Origin of the sequence: Streptomyces vulcanius (assembly GCF_042653945.1) — a bacterium.
Lineage (GTDB): Bacteria > Actinomycetota > Actinomycetes > Streptomycetales > Streptomycetaceae > Streptomyces > Streptomyces mangrovi.
Genome location: NZ_JBHSFK010000063.1, coordinates 37,572 through 55,227, shown reverse-complemented (window position 1 = coordinate 55,227; position 17,656 = coordinate 37,572). Strand labels below are relative to the sequence as shown.

Annotated in this window: 14 protein-coding genes; 11 read left to right on the top strand and 3 right to left on the bottom strand. The window is 69.2% G+C overall.

The window, feature by feature from the left end:
* The first annotated feature begins 717 nt into the window (after window positions 1-717).
* Window positions 718-1,710 carry a cytochrome P450 gene (locus ACFPIH_RS52490; protein WP_381167510.1) on the top strand — a complete coding sequence of 331 codons (993 nt, stop codon included), beginning with the start codon at window positions 718-720 and terminating at the stop codon, window positions 1,708-1,710.
* A 77-nt stretch (window positions 1,711-1,787) separates the two neighbouring features.
* Here the strand turns inward: ACFPIH_RS52490 and ACFPIH_RS52485 are convergent, their stop codons facing one another.
* Window positions 1,788-2,462 carry a TetR family transcriptional regulator gene (locus ACFPIH_RS52485; RefSeq protein ID WP_381167508.1) on the bottom strand — a complete coding sequence of 225 codons (675 nt, stop codon included), beginning with the start codon at window positions 2,460-2,462 and terminating at the stop codon, window positions 1,788-1,790.
* Between the two features lie 1,216 nt (window positions 2,463-3,678).
* Here ACFPIH_RS52485 and ACFPIH_RS52480 point away from each other — a divergent pair.
* Complete coding sequence (locus ACFPIH_RS52480; protein ID WP_381167507.1) at window positions 3,679-5,592, top strand: helix-turn-helix domain-containing protein; 1,914 nt, start codon at window positions 3,679-3,681, stop codon at window positions 5,590-5,592.
* Here the strand turns inward: ACFPIH_RS52480 and ACFPIH_RS52475 are convergent.
* Window positions 5,534-6,628: an ATP-dependent DNA ligase gene (locus tag ACFPIH_RS52475; RefSeq protein WP_381167505.1), complete on the bottom strand. Its 1,095-nt coding sequence runs from the start codon at window positions 6,626-6,628 to the stop codon at window positions 5,534-5,536. The genes ACFPIH_RS52480 and ACFPIH_RS52475 overlap by 59 nt on opposite strands.
* A gap of 712 nt (window positions 6,629-7,340) precedes the next feature.
* On the opposite strand from ACFPIH_RS52475, the gene ACFPIH_RS52470 reads away from it, so the two are divergent.
* From ACFPIH_RS52470 to ACFPIH_RS52430, 9 genes are all read left to right on the top strand, one after another.
* Window positions 7,341-7,463 carry a hypothetical protein gene (locus ACFPIH_RS52470; protein ID WP_381167503.1) on the top strand — a complete coding sequence of 41 codons (123 nt, stop codon included), beginning with the start codon at window positions 7,341-7,343 and terminating at the stop codon, window positions 7,461-7,463.
* Window positions 7,464-7,884: 421 nt separating this feature from the next.
* Window positions 7,885-8,241 carry an SH3 domain-containing protein gene (locus ACFPIH_RS52465; RefSeq protein ID WP_381167501.1) on the top strand — a complete coding sequence of 119 codons (357 nt, stop codon included), beginning with the start codon at window positions 7,885-7,887 and terminating at the stop codon, window positions 8,239-8,241.
* Window positions 8,242-8,499: 258 nt separating this feature from the next.
* Window positions 8,500-9,669 (top strand): MFS transporter, encoded by a 1,170-nt coding sequence (locus tag ACFPIH_RS52460; RefSeq protein ID WP_381167539.1) that lies wholly within the window; start codon window positions 8,500-8,502, stop codon window positions 9,667-9,669.
* Window positions 9,666-10,358 carry an HAD family hydrolase gene (locus ACFPIH_RS52455; protein WP_381167499.1) on the top strand — a complete coding sequence of 231 codons (693 nt, stop codon included), beginning with the start codon at window positions 9,666-9,668 and terminating at the stop codon, window positions 10,356-10,358. Before ACFPIH_RS52460 ends, ACFPIH_RS52455 begins: the two co-directional genes overlap by 4 nt.
* Window positions 10,359-11,174: 816 nt before the next feature.
* Window positions 11,175-11,567: a Rossmann-fold NAD(P)-binding domain-containing protein gene (locus tag ACFPIH_RS52450; RefSeq protein ID WP_381167497.1), complete on the top strand. Its 393-nt coding sequence runs from the start codon at window positions 11,175-11,177 to the stop codon at window positions 11,565-11,567.
* 128 nt (window positions 11,568-11,695) lie between these two features.
* Window positions 11,696-12,949, top strand: coding sequence for an ATP-grasp domain-containing protein (locus ACFPIH_RS52445; RefSeq protein ID WP_381167495.1), 1,254 nt, complete (start codon window positions 11,696-11,698; stop codon window positions 12,947-12,949).
* Between the two features lie 62 nt (window positions 12,950-13,011).
* Window positions 13,012-14,226 carry an MFS transporter gene (locus tag ACFPIH_RS52440; protein ID WP_381167493.1) on the top strand — a complete coding sequence of 405 codons (1,215 nt, stop codon included), beginning with the start codon at window positions 13,012-13,014 and terminating at the stop codon, window positions 14,224-14,226.
* Window positions 14,227-14,262: 36 nt separating this feature from the next.
* Entirely contained in the window at window positions 14,263-15,249 is a 987-nt protein-coding gene (gene egtD / locus ACFPIH_RS52435) for an L-histidine N(alpha)-methyltransferase (RefSeq protein ID WP_381167491.1), read from the top strand.
* Window positions 15,250-16,199: 950 nt separating this feature from the next.
* Complete coding sequence (locus tag ACFPIH_RS52430) at window positions 16,200-16,718, top strand: GNAT family N-acetyltransferase (protein WP_381167489.1); 519 nt, start codon at window positions 16,200-16,202, stop codon at window positions 16,716-16,718.
* On the opposite strand, the gene ACFPIH_RS52425 is transcribed toward ACFPIH_RS52430, so the two are convergent.
* A complete protein-coding gene (locus ACFPIH_RS52425; protein WP_381167487.1) occupies window positions 16,710-17,495 on the bottom strand; it encodes a PIG-L family deacetylase in 786 nt (261 codons plus the stop codon). The genes ACFPIH_RS52430 and ACFPIH_RS52425 overlap by 9 nt on opposite strands.
* Window positions 17,496-17,656: the final 161 nt, after the last annotated feature.

The following is a 17,656-nucleotide window of genomic DNA, read 5'->3' as shown; positions in this document are numbered from 1 at the left end:
GACGTGGCCCGACAACCGGTCGCGTTCATCCGCATGTGACCGATCGGGTCAGACGTCGAGCCCGGGCCGTAACCAAGAGTGACATCACAACTGGCCGTACGTGGGGATTCCGAACTGGCCGCTGACACTCCAGCAGGCCACTCTGCCGCGAAAGACGCCGCACAGCACGAGCAACAGTCACTCGATCCAGTCGCCCAAAACCGAAACAAACCAGCCATCTGAATCTGAGCTTGAGGCTGCCAAGCCACTGGGCGGACTGCACCCGCGTCTGTAAAACTGGGCGCTCAGACAGTTTTGGTACCGGGTAGCCCGGTACCAGGGGCTTGCAGACACGGCTCTGAAGAGGCGCGTCTGCGATGACTGGGGAGAGACGCAGTGTCCTTTGATGATGAGCATGCCGCGAATGCGGTCGCGGACTCGGATGTTCAGATGAACTGGAGTGCCCCTGCTGGAGGGAGCGTGCCAGGCGGAGAGTGCCCTATCCGCATCGGCAGCCACGCCGACCGAGACCCTCTCGGGGTGGCGCGTGCGATCGGGAGCTTTGGGCCAGCTCCCTTGGTCGACCTGCCCGACGGGCTGAGCGTGCGGGCGGTAGTCGATCCGGGACTGGCTCGTCGCATGCTCACGAGCCCTCTCGTCAGCCGAAATCCCCGTCACTGGCCGGGATACTCCGACGGCTCTCGTGCAGTCGAGGGGGTTACGAGGAACTGGGTTTGCGTGGAGAGCGCCCTGAACAGTGAAGGAAGCGAGCATCGTCGGTTGCGTGCACCCATTCAGAGCGCCTTGTCCACCAGGCGTGTCGAGGCGATGGTGCCGGTGATCGAAGAGGTCGTGAGCAGCCTCCTCGACCAGTTCACGGCCGACACGGGCATCGTCGATGCCGTGGAGGCCTTCGCCATGCGAGTACCGCTGCTCATCACCACCCGCCTTCTCGGCATCGCTCCGGACAAGCACAAGGACTTCAGGGACGCCATTGCTGGCGTATTCGAGACCGGGGTGACGTCCACGGAGGCGAAGGGGCGCATGGAGCGTCTCACCCAACTCCTGGACGGACTGGTACGCGACAAGCGTGACAATGATCGTGCCGCACCTGCTGACGACTTCACGACCGACCTGATCCGGCAGGCCGACGCGGGGACCCCGAGACTGTCGGACACCCAGCTGCGTGATCAGCTCATGCTGGTGGTCTCTGCCGGGATCGAGACTACCGTCCACGGCATCGGCAATCTCCTTGTCCAGCTCATGTGCCAACCCGACCAGCGGTTCCTGGTGACCTCAGGGGGAGTGACCTGGGAACAGACGGTGAACGAAAGCCTCCGATACCGGCCGCCCGTCGAGTGGGTGCCGTTGAGGTTCGCCGTGGACGACTTCAACGATCTAGAGACAGGAGCACGCTTCACTCGCGGCGAAGAAATACTCATCAACTTCGGTACCGCGGGCCGTCACCCAGAACAGTGCCCCCGCAGCGCTGACAGCTTCGACGTCACCCGATCGCCCGTTCGGCACCTGGCTTTCGGCTACGGCCCCCACAGCTGCCCAGGAGCCGGGCTCGCCCGCAAGGAGATCGAAATAGCCGTCCGCCGTTGGTTTGAGAGGTATCCCGAGTCTCGTCTGGCGGTACCGCCATCGGACCTCCGGCAGATCGACTCTTGGATTATCGTCGGCTACGGGAAGATCCCGGTCGAGCTGGGCCGGCGGCACACGCTGTGAGGTGATGCAGCTCGAGGGCGTCGTCCTGGGACGACGGAGGCCTCCAGCGCGAGGCCGCTGCGAGGGGTTCGGCCGGGTCAGCCATCCTTCAGCGCTGCCTCGCGCGCTGCTGTGAGCAAGGGACTCTTCTCAGCCAAACGCTGGCCCCGCTCGATGCTGAAGTCCAATCTCCCCATGGTCTCGGGCGTGGCGATGCCTCGGGCGAGGGCCAGATTCATCTCTGCGATCTCCCGAGGCAGCGTTTCCGGATGGTGGCGGGTCGCCAGCTCGGTGCCCGTGTAGCTGTTGACCCACAGTTTGGCCTGGGCCTCACACTCCACGCCGGGGAGAAGCTCACCTGCCCTCTTCGCCGCCTCCAAGACCTCCTTGACGGCTGGGATGTAGTACTTCTGCTGCCGACCGAAGAACTCTTCGCCCTGTTCGGTGCCCAGCCGGTTCGCGGCCCGGATCACTGTCACCTCTGGGGTCAGCACGGCCAGGGACGTCGCCGCATCGATCACTCTCTGCAGATGCAGCGTGTCGTCATCTATGTCTGACTCACCCATCGTCACGAAGCCCAGGTCCAGTACTTGCGCTGCTATGTCGCTCTTTTTGGCGAAGTGATAGTGAATCAGAGATCTCGTCACCCCTACCCGGGCGGCGATTTCAGGAAGGGACGTCCCGGCAAGTCCGCGTTCGGCGAACAGCTCTGCCGCTGCGCGCAGCAGCTCAGCCCGAGTCCTTGTGGAACGTTCCTGCTTGGGCTGCGCCACCGTTCTAGTCCCTCCTGGTCTGCGGACAACGCGGTCCGTCCTTGTTGCACAGCGGTCTGAGGACGCGCTGCGTGTCCTACACGGCTGGCAGGACGAACCTCACGTTAGGTGATTGGACAGTCGGAGCCTGGCCGATGAAACAAGTTTGTCACTGTCGCTTGGGGGCTCAGCTTGGACGGTTGCGCTCTGTCGCTCGGAACGTCATCATGTGAGGCGCCTTGATAAACTGGGCGCTCAGACAATTTTTCGCGGATTCGCCAGGTCGCCAGCCGGTGCCGGGACTCTTCTGCCTGACTTGCGATGTGGTCATGGCGGGATGAACCAGGCCGTGCGTGACGGTCCTCCGCAGGTTGGGCATCGACGGAGGAGACCCGTGCCGCACGATGAAGACGTCCACCTCATCTGCAACCCGGGGGGAAGACCTGAAACGGTAGGAGGTCGGACTTCGGCTGCGACGCCGGCGATAGGCCCCACGAGTCCAGGGTCTGGTGCGGCGGCAAGAGACCGAGGGTCCGGCCGGGCGCAGGAGCGTCGACGCATCGGACGAGACGGGCTGGCCGCCTTACGGGAAACCCGGCGAATGTCCATCCAGGCCCGTAACCCGCAGTGGCTTGCTTCATCCCATTTTGGCGCGATATGTAACTGCCGGTCGCCGTCGATGTGGCTATGCGCGGAGCTTCGCGATGCCCGACGCGGGGACCTATCAGGAAAGCTGCCCTGGGCTCCGAAGAGGGGGAGGCCCTCAGCTAAGCCTTTGGCGACTGCCAGCGTGGGCTCCAGGGATGTGAGTCGACATGACGTCGTGGTGCCGGAGATGCCCATTCACGCGGTGCGCGGGTCAGCCCCGAGCACGGCGGGTTCGCACGACAGTAGTCATCTGCTGAGCCAACTGCTCCCCGGCCTCTCGGACAGATGGGCGGCAAGGATGCGGCAGCCGGGGGAAGACTGCCGGATCGCCCTTGCCGTCGCGTGGCTCTCAGTCGGGTACGTGCGGTCCGCGCCCGCACTGCGGCACCTCAGGCGGGGCGCCACCTCAAGTGGACTGCCGCACCACATCCGTGGCCGTTCCTCGTCGGTGTGCCAGGGTGTGCCTCCACGGTCGGCAGTGCGGGTTGACGGGAGCGAAACCATGAGCCCGTGATCGCCGCGCGCCCGTGCCGGCCAGCCGGTGCCAGGGGCGCTACACGACCTCGTCCCAACTCCCGAGGAGTGCGTCATGCCGACCCTGGGCTCACTGTCCACCGACAAGCCTGAACTCGAACTGACATTCGCGGCAAGCGGTTCCCGGCGTGCCCAGGCCAGGGAGATCAACGGCGTGGTGACGGTGACTCCGGAACAACTGCTGGAAGGCGGAGTCCCGTCAGTTCTGCCCGATGGCTCGCTCGTCCTGATCACTGGCACGTCGCCCTTTCGCCTCCGCGGCCGCATCACGCCGGTGATCGAGCTGTTGCTCCAGCGGATGAGCCGGGAGGGCGGCGCAGGTCTGGCCGTGAGGGTTGCCCCCGGCGCGCGCCATCCGTTCCCTCCGGACATCGTGGACCGGGCCGCCCGGCTTGGCATCGCCTTGCTCACTACAGCCGCGCCCGCCGAGTTCTGGGAAAGTATGCACGAGGAGATCCAGCAGTCCCGCCTGATGTTCGCCGAGCGCCGCGCTGCCCAACTCAGCTCGCTCGTACAGGAACTGCCGGCCCAACTGGCCGATGCCCGGGCCATGCAGCGCATCGCGGACTGGCTTGCCCCGGCCCTCGACTGCCAGGTGCTGGTCAGCGAACCGGAGCGCGTCCTCGCCGCCTCACCGGCCACTGCCGCCGAGCAGTTGGCCCAAGCCATCATCCGGCAGTCGGTCGACGGAATTCTCCCCGAGACGCTTTCCGGACCCCACACCCAGCTCATCTCGCTGGCCCCGACCTCGGCCGCGGACACCGTCCTTGCGGTGGCCCGCCGAACCCCATTCGACGAGGCGGACTTGCGTCTGCTGCGGCATGCGGCAAAACTGCTGGGCCTCGTCGACCAGGCGCACCGCGAGTACCGGGCAGCCTCCGACGCCTCCCACGCGGCACGCAGCGCAGCGTTCGAGCTGCTTCTGGACGGCGAGGTAGAAAAGGCGCGGCGCGTCATGGCCAATCTGGCGCCCGGACTTCTGGAAACGGAAACCGCCCGTGTCTTCGTTGTGGAGACCCAGCAGGCACGCCGGGACCTGGCTGCGCGCCGCTGCAGCGCAGCCGTCGGCCAGCAAGTTCTTGTCGTCCCTGACCCGCGAAACAACCGGCGGATCCTGATCGTTCATCCGATCCGTTCCGACGAAGACACCGGTGCGGAGGTCTCTGTCGAACTCACCCGGCTGGTGGCCGCACTGGGGCCCCCTTCGTTACTGGGCGGCAGCGGGGTCTACTCCATGACTCTGCTTGCCGACGCACTTCACGAGGCCATCACCGCCCAGAAGTTTGCCGCCTTCCAACCGGACTCCGTGGTCCTCTCCGTGCACGGCTCCGATCTCGTCAGTCTCCTGTCGCAGGCTGAAGCGCAAAACTGGGCCCGCTGCCTGCTGCACCCGCTGATGCGCGACGAGACGCAGTGGGAGTCCATGCGCGAGACCCTTCCGGCCGCCCTCGCCTACCCCTACACGGTGGCCGCCCGCCGGCTGCGCCTGCATCGCAACACGGTGATGCGCCGCGCCTCACGAGCCGCCGAAGTCCTGCGCATGGACTTCGGGTCGATAAGCGACCGCATCGCCGTCGCCCTGGCCATGGAACTGGTCACGCAGCGAGAGATTTCCGCTTCGCCGCGGCTGACCGGTTCGGAACCGCCATCCTTGGCGCGGCTGTTGGACACGCCCCAGGTGCACGCCTGGGCACAGGCCATGGTCAGACCCGTCCAGGCAGACCGGCGTGACCTTCAGTCCACGGCGCTCGCCTGGCTCACCTTCGACACACACGTCGTGCCCGCAGCCCGCGCGCTCGGTCTCTCCGAAGTCACAGTGCGTTCCCACCTGCGCGCCGTAGAGGACCACATGCAGCGTGATCTGGCCACGCTCGCGGGCGTTCGCGATCTGCAGTTCTCACTGCATGTCGTCACGGGCCAGCCCGATCTGCGCTCAGATCAGCAAGGGCTGTCCGTCGTCGCCAGCTGACCGCCGAGGCGTGACAGAAGAACTCGGCCTGGGACTCCACTTTTCTTCCCTCATGTGGCCGGCCTTCGCAGCTCGAGGGGGTGACACGTCTTTGGCAGCCATGTCCGCACGCACCCGCACAAAGCGCGCAGGGTGGGTGGAGACGGCCGCGAGCGCCCCGCGAGACATCCGCGCTGATCTCGACGACGGTCTCCGGAACGACCAGAGACACCTGCAGTTTATCCCGCGAACCCCAGCTGGCGGAGGAAGACCACCCGGCCCACGGGTGATCCTCCTGCACCGGGCGCAAGAAACCGCCCATGACCTGAGCCTGAACTCCCGGCACGGCACTCGTGCGTCCCGCATACTGCAGTCGTCCGTCCGAGTCGTGCCGACTGAGCAGCGGGCTCCTGGGACGGCGAGGCGCTCCAGTGAACGCACCGACGATCATCTCCAGGGTGTCGCGCACCCACTTCCGCCAGGAGCGTGCTCCTGGCCGATGGCGTTCGCCGCCGTCCTTGAACACGCAGCCTTCCACGCTGGCCACGGACCAGGCCAGCCACCCTCGGGCCACTTCGGCATCGTTTGTTGACGGCCCCAACGTCCACGGCACGGTCAGCCCCTCCCGCTGGAACAGGGTCTCGAGTGCCCGCCGCCTCTGGACGTATGGACGTTCGCGCAGGCTCTGGCCCTGGACGTGGAGCAGGTCGAACACGACAAAGTGGGCCTGCTGGGCTGCAGCGGCCTGCTGGGTGGCGGCGCCCCGGCGGTGCAACTGCTGCGTGAGCCGCTCGAACGCGAGCCTGGTCTCCTTCCACACGACCAATTCGCCGTCGAAGACGACGGAAAAGGGAAATCGCCGAAGGGCTGCGATGATCTCCGGAAAGGCCGCGGACAGATCACTGCCTGTTCGAGAGCGCAGCACCGTATGACCGGCAGCCCCGTGTGCCGCGAACGCCAGGAAGCCGTCCCATTTCGGTTCGGCGAACCAGTTCAATGGAAGAGTAAACGTTTCGACGGGAGTCGCCAGCATCGGCTCGGCGGGAAGGTCGATCACATCGGAGGGCTACCACGAACGCCTCGCGGTACCAAGAAAGACACGAGGAAATGCGGTTCGTCAGGGGGTAATCTCCCCCCCCACACACCACCTCAAGAGCGCACCGGGAAATCTATCTATCGGCCAGCTCGCCTGTCGCGGCTAGGTGTTGAGGGTGGGGCGGAAGTTTGCCAGGTGTTCGATGAGCTATGCGCGCGGCCGGAAAAATGTGCACCCACGACACCCCTGTCATGAGGAAGGTGCACTTCCGCGCTGGCATGTGGCCGACTGGTGCAATGCCGACAGGTGCCAACGGCCAGTTTGTGCACCGGCGAAATGGCATCGCCGCACGCATATGCCTAGCGTTGCCGATGCAGGCCCGGCCAACTACGAGGTGAGTGAGGCTCACACCGAAACCGCCCACGGGGAAGCCGATATGGCCAGCGGCGGTGAACCCGCCGCACGCACCAGGAGGCGGGCACCAGAAGGCGGTTCCAACTACCGTCCCGGCACCCGCTCTCGCCAGCGCAAAACCAGGCCCCTGCCAGGGCCTGTGCAGAACGACTCTTAGCAGAGTCACCACCAGCAGATCTGAGGAACCCACTGGGGCCTTCCACCGGCGTGTTGGACCACGCCGACGGTGCTGAGGATAGACCAGTGCGCCGCGCGACAACAGCGTGACCACTGCATTTTCCTGAGCCCAGGGTCCCCCGAGCCAGACGGGGCAAACCGCATGACCTCCAATCACGCGACGGACCAGCCGGCACCGAGCACCACCGTGTCGGCTCACCGCCGATGCTTCCGGGCGGAGCTGGCCCGCATGCAGGACATCGGCGCAGCCGGGCTGAGCGGCTAGCACCCGACCACGCCCGACGGCGCGTCCGAGCCGGTCACGGATTTACCAGATCCATGGCTGGCCCTTCCGCCCGGGGAAGAGTTCCTTCCCCCGAGCGAGCGGCGCGCAGCAGGAGCAAGGCGGCCTCCCAGCAGCTGCTCCTGCCGCGCCGCGCATGGCGCCTCGGCAACAGGCCCTCTGGTGAAGGCCTTTGCACCCGGCCGCGCGCCTCCCGGACAACGCCCTGCCTGCCCGCGTACCCCGCTCTGCCGCGCCTGGTGCAGTGGGCACCCGGACGTGACTCTTCCCGGCCCCGGCAGGACGGCATTGCGTCGGCCGTCCTGCCTCAGGGGCCACCGTCGCGCATGCCTATGGCCACGCCCTGGCGCTGGGCGCGGGCAGACCCCGCGCCCCTTTCTCCCTTTCGAAAGGTCGCTTCACGATGATCCGCAATCTCGCCCTCCGCTCGGTTGCCCCCGCCGGCCTCGCACTCGCGGCCGCTGCCACCCTGACCGTGACCTCCGCCCCCGCCGCGCACGCCGTGGGTGAGAGCAGCAAGTGCACCGTCAACTGGTCGAACTTCGGCGCCACCGTGGCCAAGAACGGCTGGAACTACCGGACCGGCCCGTCCACCGCCTACGCCAGCAGGGGCTACTTGTACAGGGGCGACAAGCTGACGGTGCTGTGCAGCCGCGGCAGCTGGGACTACAGCCAGCTCACCCAGCGCTCCAAGTCCGGCATCCCCAAGGGCACCAGGGGCTGGGTGCGCGACGACGGCCTCTACCAGCTGGCCGGCTGACAGACCGGCCCGCATCCCGCTCACCACCCCCATCACCGGCCCGGCCACGAACGGCCCGCCGACCCACTCGTTCGCGGGCTCACCCATCGCCGCACGGCCGCCCGTGCGGCCACCGGCCCGGTCCCCGCCGCTTCCTGACCGCCGAACCGGAGAACCGACCATGAGACACAGCAGCACGCGGCCCAACTCGTGGGCATCACCGCGGCCTTGGCCCGCCGTGTCGACCGTCTCGCCCACACCCACGCCGGGGGCAGGCCGATGACCACGGTCGCACCGGCCGCGCAGTCCGCACCGCCGACAAGCGATCGACGACTGCTGCTCGGCGTCTTCGCCGTACTGGGTCTGGTCATGGCGGTCTGGGGCACGAGGATGCCCGCCGTCCAGCGCGCGGCCAACCTCGGCCCAGGCCATCTGTCGCTCGTCCTCCTCGGCGCCGCAGCCGGCATGGTCGCCGGACTCCAGCTCGGCGGGCGCCTGGCCCACCGGCACGGCCCCTCCCGGCTGCTGATCGTCCCCGCCATCATCTTCGGCCTCGCCTTGGCACTCCTCGGCCAGTGCCGAACTCTGCCGACCCTGATCGTGGGCGCGGTCGTCTTCGGCCTCGCCCACGGGCTGCTGGACGTCGGCTGCAACGTCTCTGCCGTCCACTGCGAGCTCGCCTTCCAGCGGCCGATCATGTCCGGGCTGCACGCTGCCTACTCGATCGGTGCACTGTGCGGGGCCGCGCTCGCGTCCGTGACCACCTGGATGCCCCACAACGTGCTGTTCGTGATGATCGGCGCCCTCACGGTTCTCGCCGCGCTCACCGCGGTACCGGGCGTGCGAGCGGCAACCGCCCTCGACCATGCCCCCGAACACACCGAAGCGGACCCGGACGAGGCCAAGCCGACGCAGACCGCCCACGCCACGGTGTGGCTGCTCGGTGCCCTGGCCGCTGGGTGCCTGCTGGCCGAAGGCGCTGCCGCCGACTGGTCGGCGGTGCACCTGCACTCCCTCCACAGCTCCGAGGCAACAGCGGCCGCTGCCTACGCGCTCTACAGCGCCGCCATGGCTGCGGGCCGGCTCGCGGGCGATCGCCTGACCAGCCGCTACGGAGCGCCCGTCCTGGTGCGCGTCGGCGCCACCCTGGCCGCCGCCGGCCTCGGCGCCGCACTGATCGCCGGCAGCACACCGGCCGCCCTGCTCGGCTGGATGGCCCTCGGAGCCGGCCTGTCCACGGCCATGCCCTCCCTCATCACCGCCGCCGGGCGAGGAGGACCACGCGCGGTGGGCACCGTCGCCGCGACCGGCTACCTCGGCCTGCTCGCCGGACCGGCCGCCATCGGAGCGATTGCCTCCTTCACCAGCCTGACCACCGCACTGGCCCTGCCCGTCGTCCTGGCGGCGGCCGTCGCCCTCGCCTCCTACCGAGCCCTGGAGTCCCGTTGACCGCCTCCCAGCCCACCACTCCCAACGGCGCCGATCTCGAGGCCGTGATCCTCGACTACAACGGGGTCATCGGACGCCAGCCCAGCTCGGCCCAGTGGACCCGGCTCGCCGAACTCGCGGGATGGCACCCCCACGAGACCCACGCCTTCCAACAGGCGTTCTGGCAGTGGCGGGAACCCTACGACCAGGGCATTACCGAAACCCAGAGGTTCTGGAGCGGACTGCTGCGCAGCGGGCGCACCGCGCCTGCGGGCAGCACCCTCCTCGCCGACCTGGGCCGCGCCGACACCGACATGTGGACCGCCACGGACCCCGCCGTGCTGGATCTCCTGCGCACAGCCCACGCCACCGGACTGCGTCTCGTACTCCTGTCCAACGCGCCCAAACCGCTGGCAGACGCTCTCGACGACGCCGAATGGTGCGCCACCTTGTTCAGCCGGACCGTCTACTCCGCCCGTATCGGAGTGAACAAGCCCGACAGGCGGGCCTACGAGGCCGCGCTCGAGGCCGCCGGAATGCCCCACCCCTCAAAGACCCTGTTCGTCGACGACCGGCTGGAAAACGTCGAAGCCGCCAAGCAGCTCGGCCTGCAGGCCCTGCACTACAACGGCGACCCGGCCGCACTCGCCCGCCGGCTTCCCCGGCCGCCCGCCGTCACCCGCCCCGCCGTCCTCGCCACGAGCACATGACCGCCCTCGCGACGCCGTCCCGACGGCCCGGCACCCGCCGCACCCCGATCACCGAACCCGGAGATCCGACCACGACCATGACCACCCTGCGCCCCAACTCCCGTGCCGTGACGAGCATGTGGCACTTCTCGGTGGTCGCGCTCCCCGCCGAGCCCACCCTGGTGCGACAGGCCCGCACCCCCGACGCCGAAGTCGTCCTGTACTGGGCCCACCGCGTCCGCGTCGGCGCAGACCTCGACGAGTTCATCGCGACTTTCCCCTCCAGCAGCACCAGCCACGAATTCCGGAGCCAGCACCGCCGCGGCACCTACGCTGGCCTCGCCTTCAAGATCACCTCCAGTCCCGAACTCCATCCCTACCTGCCGGAGCTCGTCGTCCACTCCGGCGACCGTCACGGCCCGGCCCTCTACGGCACCAGCATGAGCGGGCTGGTCCTGGGCGTGGGGATGGGCTCGGCCAGCCTGGCCACCTCCACGACCGGCTACAGCCTCGCCGTCGCGTGTGCGGTGTCCGGCGAGATCGTGGTGTTCGTCGCGGCTTCCGACGTCCTCAACCGCATCAGCCCACCCGGAAGCCGGGCCCTGTATGCGGGGATCTGGGGCACGACCCTTGCCGCCGCAGTGCTGTGCGCCCTCCTCCTCGGCGGGTGGGCACTGGCCCACGGCGGTCACCCCACTGTCGCTGGCTTGATCGCCTCCTGCGGCCTGCTCGGCGCCGCCCTGTGCCTGCCGCTCGCCGTCCTCATGCCCCGCCCGCGCCCGGCCCGGCAGCCTCCATCACTCACTGAGCTCAGCGAACACGACAAAGTCTCCTTCCATGAGCACTACGCGTTGCTCCCCTCTCGCCGTCCGTCTGCTGCCCTTGGCTGCCCTGGCCGGATCGATCGCGCTGGTCGTGGGCGCCACCCCGGCCTCCGCGGACTCCGGATGGTGGTACTCCAACGGCCGCGGGGCGAAGGGCTATTTCACCCGTGTCGGCGACACGATCACCGCCTGCGACATCAGGACCGACGGCTACAAAGCTCTGGTCCAGATCCTGACGGTCAATGACTCCCTGGTCACCCGCGCCGCTGACGACCTCAACAACGGCAAGTGCACGCCCACCACCTTCGACCTGATCGACGGCTCGCACTACCGGATCCAGGTGTGCGTTGTGAAGAACGGCCAGCGCCCCAGGAACTGCTCAACCCCGCGCGAGTTCCTCGCCTGATGCCGGCGAGCCACCCCGGGTTCGAAGAACCCTTCCTGCCATGGGGCGTGCCGATACCGGCCCCCGATTCCGGCGTGACCACATCCCCTGACCTGGAGTCTTCTGTGTCCCCACACCCCTCTCTGTTCTTGCTCGGATCGGGCGGCCCCGACGGCGCCCCCTACCGCGAGTTCGTGCTCTCCCGGATCGCGGCCGCACACCGGATCGTCCTCGTCGACGACGCCGTACCCGACTGGACCGCGCCATACGTGGCCGGTCACATCCCGGCCGACCTGAGCGACACCGCCGCCGTGGCGGCCGCGGTCAAGGAGGTCGTGCCGGACAACCGCATCACCGGGGTGATGACCTACCTGGAACACCACGTGGTCGCCGCGGCCGAGATCGCCCAGCTGCTCGACCTGCCGGGCAGCAGCCCGGAAGCGATGGCCGCCTGCCGGGACAAGGCCCTCACGCGCCAGCGCTTGGCCGACGCCCGGCCCGCCGTGCCCTCCGCGCACGCCCGGCAGGCCACCAGTGCTGACCGGGCCGTCGAGCACGCCAACGCGATCGGCTACCCGGTCGTGGTCAAACCACGGTCGCTGGCGGCGAGCGTCGGCGTCGTGCGTGCCGACAACGATGCCGAGGTCCGGGCCGCCTATGAGCAGGCCCGCGCCGGAACGCTGCACGGACTGGAGCAGTACGGGCCGCGCGGCGTCCTGGTGGAGGAGTTCCTTGAGGGCACGGAAATCAGCGTGGAGACCGCTGTCCTGGGACCTGGGCAGGCCCACATGCTTGCCGTCACTCGCAAGGCGCCTTCACCGGCCGGGACCACGCAGGAGTCCGGGCACATCGTCGATGCGAACGACCCGCTGCTGGACGACGAGGACCTCGCTCACGTGATCAGTGCCGCGGTCGGTGCGCTGGGCCTGACCTGCGGGGTGCTGTGCATCGAGGTGATGCTGACCGTCTCGGGTCCGCGGATCGTCGAGATCAATGGCAGGCTCGGCGGCGACCTGCTGCCCCTGCTGGTGCAGCACGCGCTCGGCATCGACCTGGCGCAGATCGCCGCCGCGCTGGCCACCGGTACCACACCGCAGCTGAGGGCCACCAGGTCGAGGGCGGCCGGGATCCGCTTCGCCTACCCGACCGTCACCGGGACTCTCGACCACCTCCGCTTCCCGCCCGGGCTGACCGCGCTGCCCTTCGTCGACCGCGTGGTCCTCAGCAGATCGCCGGGCGAGCACGTGGTGGCTCCTCCGCACTCCACGATCGCCGACCGCCTCGCGCACTGGGTCGTCACCGCGGACAACGCCCCGGACTGCGAGCTGCTCCTGGACGAGGTCGCCACGCACCTGGACATCACCGTCAACCGGCCTGTGCGCGCGGCGAGTTGCTCACGTTGAGCCCGCCGCCCGGGCCACCGCCTCCCTCTCCCCTTCTTCTCTCGCCCCACCTCGTGCAAGGAGTGCCCGTGCACCGCGCCGTCCCCGGGGATGCCCGCACCCCGCCCACGCCGGCCACCTATCGCAGCGTGCTGCGGGTGCCGCACGCGCGGCGGCTGCTGGCCGGCACGCTCCTGGGCCGGATGCCCTCGGGCATGATGCCCCTAGCTCTCCTTCTGGGCCCGGTGCCCGCGCCGGGAGCGCTGGCCGCTCTGTATCTGGTGGCCAGTGGTGTCGGCGGCCCGCTTACCTCCCGGGCCGCGGACCGGCACGGTCCGCGCGCCGTCCTGGCGGTGTCTGCGACGGCAAGCAGCATGGCGATGGCCGTCTTGGCGGCGGGGGTCCGGGAGCCGGGTCCTGCGGCTGGGCTCGTGGCCGTTGCGGGCCTGGCCCATCCGCCGCTGGACGCCGCGCTGCGTGCCCGGTTCGGCGCGCGTGGGATGATGCCGTCACTCGCCCATCAGCGGGTGGCTCTCGCGTTGGACTCCGCGACGCAGGAACTTCTCCACATCACCGCCCCGTTGCTGGTCGGGGTGCTGACCGTCACCGCGTCGGGTGGCTGGACCCTGGCCGCAGCGGCTGTCGTCGGCGCGGCCGGCACCGGTCTGTTCGTTTGCACCCTGCCCGCGACCACCCGCTTACCCCAAAAGTGTGCGAAGGGGCACGCCGGATGGTGGGTGCCCCTGCAGTGCAGAGGGTTGCGGATCTTCTACCTCGCGATGGGCTGCGTCGGGATCCCCATCGGCGCGCTCACTCCGCTCGCGGTCCAGCAGGCCGGGCAGCTTCATGCACCGGCGCTGTCTCCTGCCCTGCCTGCGGCGTTGTCGTGCGCTTCATTCGTGGGCGGGCTCGCCTACGGCGCCCGTGCCTGGCCCGGCGGCACCACTCGCCAATTGACCGTACTGGCCGCCGTGTTCGCGGCCGGCTGGCTGCCTGCGCTGACCACGCCGCATCCGGTCTGGGCTGTGTTCGCGGTCGCGCTGCCGGGAGCGGTTTTGGCGCCGCTGCTCGCCGCCGGCTACACGCTGACCGGCCTCCTCGCCCCGCCCGGACACGCCATCCAGTCACATGCGCTGCTGGTGGCGGCGCTGGATGCGGGCTGCGCGCTCGGCACCGCGGTCGCCGTTGCGACCCACAGCGCTCTCGTGCTCCCGGCCGCAGCCGCCTGCGCCGCGCTGATGCTGGCCACCACCCGCACTCGCCTCACCCCCACATCACCCGGTCCCGGTCCTGCCTGACCGGCCGCCCCCGCCCCTCCATCGAAGGAGAACCGCATGAGTCCGTTTCTGATGACCCGTACGACACCCGAGTACGCCGTGCGGGCCGCCCTGCGCGACGACGTCCTCCGCGGGCTGAAAGCCTCCCCCAAGTGGCTGCCGCCGAAGTGGTTCTACGACGCCCACGGCAGCGAGCTGTTCGAGCGGATCACCAGCGGTGTTCCCGAGTACTACCCCGGCCGTACCGAGCGCGACATCCTGCGCACTCGGGCCGCCGACATCGCCGCCGCCACCCGCGCCCGGACCCTGGTCGAACTGGGCTCCGGCTCCTCGGAGAAGACCCACTACCTCCTGGACGCGATGCCCGACCTGGAGGCCTATGTGCCCCTCGACGTCAGCGAGAGCACCCTCGTCCAGGCCGGACACACCCTGCTCGCTGAGCGACCAGGCCTGACCGTCCACGCGTTGATCGGGGACTTCACCGCCGGCCTGTACCTGCCGGGTACACCCCGGCCCAGACTGATCGCCTTCCTCGGCGGCACGATCGGCAACTTGTTGCCCGTCGAACGCGCCGGACTCCTGTCGAGCCTGCGCTCCCTCCTCTTTCCCGGGGACGGTCTGCTGCTGGGCGTCGACCTGGTCAAGGACGAGGACACCCTCATCGCCGCCTACGACGACCGGGACGGAGTGACGGCCGCGTTCAACAAGAACGTCCTGACGGTCATCAACCGCGAACTGGACGCCGCCTTCGACCCGGACACCTTCGACCACGTCGCCGTCTGGGACCCGCGGCAGGAGTGGATCGAGATGCGGCTGCGCTCCCGCACCCGCCAGAGGGTGAAGATCGCCGCCCTCGACCTGGAAGTCGCCTTCACCGCCGGGGAGGACCTGCGCACCGAGATCTCCGCGAAGTTCCGCGACGACGGCCTCACCCGCGAACTCGCCCTGTCCGGGCTGAAACTCGACCGCCTGTGGAAAGACCCCGACGGCCTGTACGCGCTGGCCCTGGCGACCCGCGCCGAAGCCCCCGAGGCGACCCGATGACCACCCACCCCACCAATCCCGCCAACTTGGAGGATGCGCAGGAAGACCGCGACGGACAGCCCACGCATCCGGCAACAGCTCCCGCAGGCCCGGGTGTTGATCCCGCGCTGCGCATCGGTGTGACCTCGGCGGATCCGAACACCGACCGGCACAGCCTCCGCGCCTGGGCCGACACCCTCAGGCGTGAACAGTCCCGTGTCCTGGGCTATCCAGGCGCGCTGGACTTCCGCGACCACGACCTGGCCGCACTGCTTGACGTGTCCGTCAACCACGTCGGCGACCCCGACAGCCCGGACGGAAGCGGCGTCTCGTCCAAGCAGCACGAACTCGCCGTCGTGGCCTTCCTCGCCGAATGCGCCGAGACCTCCCTCGGCGCCGCGTACGGATACGTGACCAGCGGCAGAGCCGAAGGCATCGAACGAGGCCTGCACCTCGCCTGCGACCGCCTGCCCCATGCCCCCATCTACACCTCCGACCAGGCCCACTACAGCGTCCGCAAAATCGCCCGTCGCCTGCGCATGACCCGCGTGACCGTTCCCGTACGGGCGGACGGCACCATGGACGGCGAGGAACTGCGCGCCCGAACCGCAGTACGGGCTACCTCGGCGCCAAGACACACTCCTGGCACACCCGCCCCGGCGCGATCATCCTCGCCCCTGCCGGCACCACCTTCCGCGGCACCTACGACAACATCACCGACCACGGCCCCACCAGTGGATTCCCCCGCTCCGCCCTCCTGCACGGCATCCACCTTGCGCACGCCCACCTCCTCGCCCGCGACCCCGAAGCCACCCAGCCACCCTCCGGCAACTCTCCGACCGGGTCACCGACGTGCAGTCCATCCGCTGCCGCAACCTCCTGCACCGGATCCGCCGCTCCGGCGGCGCCCGCATGCGCGCACCGGACGGCGCCCGTGCGCTCACCGCCGTCGACAGGGCACTATCGGGTTCATGACCTCCGTGCCCACCGCCCCCCACGCCCCAGCCGCGATACGCCTGACGCCTTCCGTGACCGCCGCGCCCTACGACCATCCGGACGCCCGCCGCCTGACCCAGGCCCTGCGCGCCGAGCAACTCGGCCTGTACAGCTTCGCCGACGACCCGGACACCACCCCCGAGGCGGACTTCGACCCGCCCCGCGGCCTGTTCCTCATCGCCCATGTCCGCGAAGAGGCGGTCGGGTGCGGAGGGGTACGTCTCCTCGACGACCACACCGCAGAGATCAAACGGATGTACGTCTCCGGCGAAGCCCGCGGCCACGGAGTCGGCCGGTACCTCCTCGAACACCTCGAACGGCACGCCATCAGCCGCGGGACAACGCGGATCATGCTGGAGACCGGACGGCGCAACACCGCCGCCCTGGCTCTCTACCACCGCACCGGTTACCTGCCCTGCCCCTCCTACGTCGCCGGACGCGACCACCGAGTCAACCGGGCCATGACAAAGCCCCTCGGCAGCAGCTCACCGTGACTGCTGGAGGACCGCCCCGCCCGGAGCAGGCCTCCTGCCAAGGAGGGTGAAGTACTCCGTCGCGATGATCGACTCCCGCTCCGCTGCGGGAAGCCGGGAGAGAATCCCGGGAAGGGGCCGCTCCCGCGCCGCTTCACTGCGGTGCGCCAAGATCGCGGCCAACTTCCGGTCCATGCAGTCGCTCACGTCGACCGTCTCAGTGACGTGCTCGTCCGGCACGCGGAGCACCTTCTTGCCGACCCGCGTCAACAGCGCACCCAGTTCGCCCACTCCCGAATCCGGGTGCGTCGCGGCGTACAGCGCGTCGGGCTGCCAGGGAGCCCCGGCCTGCGGGTAGAGGTGTTCCAGGCCCGCGGCGTGGAACGCCAGCAGGGTCGCCTGGTGGGTGCGGAGATGGTCCGGGTGGCCGGTCAGCTGGCCGTAGGCGTCGTGGGTGACGACGACCTGTGGCCGTACGGCGCGGATGTGTTCGACGATCAGCCCCGCCACCTCCTCCAGCGGGGCGTCGCAGAGCCGGGGCCGGCCGGGCGCGGAGTCGGGGATACGGGCGTCGGTGAATCCCAGCATTCGCGGCCTGCCCGCCCCCAGGATGTCCAGGGCGTCGGCGAGTTCACCGGCCCGGTGGCTGTCGGGCGCCCAAGTGGCGGTGACCACGGCGCTCGCGGCGCCCGCGGCGGCGTGCTGCGCGAGGACGCCGTCGGCCAGGAGGGACTCGTCGTCCGGATGGCCGAAGACGCCCAGCAGGGACGGCCGGGACGCAGAAGAGGACGGAGGCACGGGTAAGACCCTTTCTGTCGAACGCGGTCGCGGGAGGTGGTCGGTGCCGGGCTACCGGCCGGGGGAGGCGTACGGCTGGAAGTGGGCGCGGGGGTGATCGAGCGGGAGGGCGGGGTTCCAGGCGGTTAGGCACTGGGCGCTGGGCACGAACAGCGGCTGGG

Bases quoted from the DNA above. Each gene is read 5' to 3' on its own strand.
- ACFPIH_RS52480 (WP_381167507.1), top strand. From the start codon at position 3,679: ATGCCGACCCTGGGCTCACTGTCCACCGACAAGCCTGAACTCGAACTG.
- ACFPIH_RS52470 (WP_381167503.1), top strand. From the start codon at position 7,341: ATGACCTCCAATCACGCGACGGACCAGCCGGCACCGAGCACCACCGTG.
- ACFPIH_RS52465 (WP_381167501.1), top strand. From the start codon at position 7,885: ATGATCCGCAATCTCGCCCTCCGCTCGGTTGCCCCCGCCGGCCTCGCA.
- ACFPIH_RS52460 (WP_381167539.1), top strand. From the start codon at position 8,500: ATGACCACGGTCGCACCGGCCGCGCAGTCCGCACCGCCGACAAGCGAT.
- ACFPIH_RS52450 (WP_381167497.1), top strand. From the start codon at position 11,175: ATGAGCACTACGCGTTGCTCCCCTCTCGCCGTCCGTCTGCTGCCCTTG.
- egtD (WP_381167491.1), top strand. From the start codon at position 14,263: ATGAGTCCGTTTCTGATGACCCGTACGACACCCGAGTACGCCGTGCGG.
- ACFPIH_RS52430 (WP_381167489.1), top strand. From the start codon at position 16,200: ATGACCTCCGTGCCCACCGCCCCCCACGCCCCAGCCGCGATACGCCTG.